General features: G+C 66.4%; 3 protein-coding genes. All 3 read right to left on the bottom strand.

Annotated features, from left to right (window positions below; translation table 11 throughout):
• Positions 1-2,317, bottom strand: a 2,317-nt coding sequence (locus B3873_RS11850; protein ID WP_286866237.1) for a bifunctional salicylyl-CoA 5-hydroxylase/oxidoreductase, incomplete at its 3' end; no start/stop codon positions are given.
• Positions 2,314-2,757: an acyl-CoA thioesterase gene (locus tag B3873_RS11855; protein ID WP_276843248.1), complete on the bottom strand. Its 444-nt coding sequence runs from the start codon at positions 2,755-2,757 to the stop codon at positions 2,314-2,316. The genes B3873_RS11855 and B3873_RS11850, both read right to left, overlap by 4 nt.
• Before the next feature lie 10 nt (positions 2,758-2,767).
• Positions 2,768-3,301, bottom strand: a 534-nt coding sequence (locus B3873_RS11860; RefSeq protein ID WP_349676445.1) for a DUF6537 domain-containing protein, incomplete at its 5' end; no start/stop codon positions are given.

A 3,301-nucleotide genomic window follows, 5' to 3' on the forward strand; every position in this document is an offset into this window, starting at 1 on the left:
TGCGGGTGCCGGACAGGCTGCGTTCCAGCTGGTCGCGGCCCCACTGGTAGGCGGGCGGCCAGCTCACCTCGCGCCAGCCCTGGCGGGCGCTCTCGTGCAGCAGCCAGGCCGGATCGGCCAGCAGCGGCCGCGACAGCGCGCACAGGTCGGCGCGGCCGGAAGCGATGATGCCGTTGACCTGGTCGGCCTCGGTGATGGCCCCCACGGCGATGGTCGGCACACCAGCCTCATTGCGGATGCGGTCGGCAAACGGTGCCTGGAACATGCGGCCATAGACCGGCTTCTGCGCCGGCGTCACTTCGCCGGAAGAGACGTCGATCACGTCGGCCCCGTGCGCATGCAGCTGGCGGGCAATTTCCACCGCCTCATCCACGGTCGTGCCGCCCTCGGCCCAGTCGGTGGCCGAGATGCGGACCGACAGCGGCAGGTGCGCGGGCCAGGCGGCACGCACCGCCTTGACCACCTCCAGCACGTAGCGCAGGCGGTTTTCCAGCGTGCCGCCGTACTGATCCTGACGCTGGTTGGTCAGTGGCGAGAGGAAGCTGGAGAGCAGGCAGCCATGCCCGGCCTGCAATTCCAGCCAGTCGAAACCGGCCTCCACGGCACGTCGCGTGGCGGCCACGAAGTCCTCGCGGATGCGCGCCAGTTCCTCGTGGCTGGCCTCGGCCGGGACCTGCGAAACACCTTCCAGATAGGGCAGCGCACTGGCCGAAACCAGCGGCCAGTTGCCCGCCGCCAGCGGACGATCCGGCTGCTCCCAGCCGAGCTGGGTGGAGCCGCGCCGGCCCGCGTGATTGAGTTGCAGGCCGATGCGTGCCTGGCTGTTGGCGTGGACCATGTTGACCACGCGCTTCCAGCCCTGCTTCTGTTCCTCGTTCCACAGGCCGGGGCAGCCCGGCGTCATGCGGCCTTCGGGACTGACGGCCGTGGCCTCGGTGAGCAGCAGGCCGATGCCGCCCAGCGCACGCGCACCCAGATGCACCAGATGGAAGTCGCCCGCTACGCCCTCGCGTGCCGCATACAGCAAGGTCGGCGAGGCGACCACGCGATTGTTCAGCGTCAGCTCGCGCACCTTGAAGGGCGTCAGCAACGGCGGCGTGGGGCGCGCGCCATCGGCGGACAGCCCGGCACGCTTGGCCAGCCAGCGTTCATAGCCTTCCAGCCATTGCGGATCACGCAGGCGCAGGTTCTCGTGCGAGATGCGCTGCGAGCGGGTCAGCAGGGAATAGGCAAACTGTTCCGGTTCCAGGTCTTCATAGCGGGCGATGTTCTCGAACCATTCGGTGGAGTTGCGCGCCGCATTCTGGATCTTCAGGACTTCCACCCCGCGCACCGCTTCATATCGCTGCAAACCGGCGCGCAGACTGCCTTCCTGTTTGAGCATGCGCGACAGTTCGATGGCGTCCTCCAGCGCCAGCTTGGTGCCGGAGCCGATGGAGAAGTGCGCCGTGTGGGCCGCATCGCCCATGAGCACCACCGGCACCTCGGCACCGGCCTCGCCGTGCGGACGGGTCCACTGCACCCACTTGTCGCAGATCACGCGCGGGAAGCGGATCCAGATGGCCGAGCCGCGCAGGTGGGTGGCATTGGAGATGAGCTTCTCGCCATCGAGCCACGGGGCGAACAGTTTTTCGCAGAAGGCCACACCGTCTTCCTGCGACATCTTGTCGATGCCGGCGGCCTGCCAGGCGGCATCGGTGGTCTCGACGATGAAGGTGGACAGGCCATTCTCGAAACGATAGGCATGCGCCTGGAACCAGCCGTATTCGGTCGGCACGAAGATGAAGGTGAAGGCATCGAAGACCTTGCGCGTGCCCAGCCAGACGAAGCGGCAATTGCGCTGGTCGATGTCGGGACGGAAGGTATCGGCATAGCGGGTGCGCACGGCGCTGTTGATGCCGTCGCTGGCGATGAGCAGGTCGGCCTGGTACTGGCGCGCGATCTCCTGGTCATCCTGCACCTGGGTTTCAAAGACCAGTTCCACACCGAGTTCTTCGCAGCGTGCCTGCAGGATGTTGAGCAGGCGCTTGCGGCCGATGCCGATGAAACCGTGGCCGCCGCTGCTGATGACGCTGCCCTTGAAATGCACGTCGATGTCATCCCAGCGGCTGAACTCGCCGGTGATGGTGGCGGCCGATACCGGATCGGCCTCGCGCAGGTTGTCCAGCGTGGCATCCGAGAACACCACGCCCCAGCCGAAGGTGTCATAGGGACGATTGCGCTCGACCACCACTACGCGGTGAGACGGGTCCTGCAGTTTCATCAGCAGACCGAAATACAAGCCGGCGGGACCGCCGCCGATACAGACGATGTTCATGTCGCACTCCTTTGTTGTTGGTGAGCCCCCGTCTCCAGGGCGTTGCGCAGCAGGGCGGGCACATCGATGGAGCGATGCGTCTCCAGCGAGGTACACACCAGAACCTGCCGCACCTTCATGCGCAGTTCTCCGCTGGCGGCGATGCAGGACAGATTGAGCGTGAGCGACTTGCCGCCCAGGCGCTCCACCTCCAGCACCAGCGTGACCTCATCGCCCATGCGCGAGACCGCCTCGAACTGCGCATGCAGTTCCACCGTCGGCAGGCCGTAGCGCAACTGGCCGATGTAGCCGGCGAAGCCGACCCCGGGCAGCAGGTGGTCGATCCAGGCTTCGAGCAGATCGTTGAACAGCACGAAGTACTGCGGATAGAAGACGATGCCGGCCGGATCACATTCGGAAAAGCGGATGCGGTGGGCACGTTCGAATCGCGGAAATGTCATGCCGTCCTCCTCATTGCAACGCGTGCTGTTGCAGGCTGGCGCGCAGCTTGTGGCCGTGCTCGTCAGCCAGCGCCGCATCGCGCAGTTCACGCAGGACGGCGGGGGCCAATGCACGGGCATGGCGGTCCACCACCTGCATCAGGGTCTCGTAGTTGCGCAGGCCGCGCACATGGGTATCGCTGTAGCCCTTGACCAGCCGCTGGCATTGCGCCACCTCCAGGGCCAGCGCCGGATTGACCGCCGCCAGTGCGGTCACGCGCTGCCACCAGCGTTCGATGCGCTCGGTCTCCTGGGCATAACGCAAGGTGACGCGGCGGAAACGACGCCAGCGCGACAGCCCGTACAGCAGCAGGAAGCCGGGCAGCGAACTGGTCTTGATGACGCGGCCTTCTTGCGTATAGCGGCGTACCAGGCGATGCGCCCAGTGCGGTCGCGCCAGCCAGCGGCCAAGACCGGCCGGCAGGGTCTCGCAGATTTCTTCCAGGCGCGGGTGCATGAATTCATTGATGTCCACCAGCTGCTCCTCCTTGGCGCGCACGTCGCT

Source organism: Herbaspirillum sp. UBA812 (assembly GCF_002296545.1).
GTDB lineage: Bacteria > Pseudomonadota > Gammaproteobacteria > Burkholderiales > Burkholderiaceae_D > Herbaspirillum > Herbaspirillum huttiense.

Bases quoted from the DNA above. Each gene is read 5' to 3' on its own strand.
- B3873_RS11855 (WP_276843248.1), bottom strand. From the start codon at position 2,757: ATGACATTTCCGCGATTCGAACGTGCCCACCGCATCCGCTTTTCCGAA.